The organism is Halomonas sp. SIMBA_159, from assembly GCF_046536035.1.
GTDB lineage: Bacteria > Pseudomonadota > Gammaproteobacteria > Pseudomonadales > Halomonadaceae > Vreelandella > Vreelandella venusta_A.
This window is the reverse complement of sequence record NZ_JAWJBT010000099.1, coordinates 1-463: the sequence shown is the minus strand read 5'-3', so window position 1 is coordinate 463 and position 463 is coordinate 1. Positions and strand designations below refer to the sequence as shown.

1 protein-coding gene is annotated in these 463 nt (G+C 40.4%); it reads right to left on the bottom strand.

Annotated elements, in window-relative coordinates; all coding sequences use genetic code 11:
• Positions 1–416 (bottom strand): glutathione peroxidase (locus R0J87_RS18540; RefSeq protein WP_498888018.1); only part of this gene is annotated, 416 nt, incomplete at its 3' end.
• Positions 417–463: the final 47 nt, after the last annotated feature.

Sequence of the window (463 nt, the reverse complement as noted above, 5' to 3'; positions counted from 1 at the left end):
ATATTCCCTTGTCGATCGATAAGGAACTTCGTGAAATTCCATTTGATTTCTCCATCTGCGCCGTTTTCTCCCCACGACGTCAAGTAATCAAAAAGCGGTTCAGCGAGTTCGCCATTGACGTTTACTTTCGCAAACATTGGAAAACTCACTCCATAGTTTTTTTGGCAGAACTCCATAGTTTCTTCTTGCGTCTGGAATTCCTGATCATTGAACTGCCCACTAGGGAACCCAAGAATCTCCAAACCTTGTTCTTGGTATTTTTCGTACAATCGCTGCAAGCCTTTAAATTGTGGAGTCAATCCACATTTACTTGCCGTGTTCACAATAACTAAAGGTTTTCCTTTGTAATTCTCTAGAGATTCCATATTACCGTCTGCTTGCTTGACCTGATAAACATACAACTTATTCATTTTCATTCCACCTCTCTTATTCCTTAGCCTACCCTTGAAAAACAGACTTCACA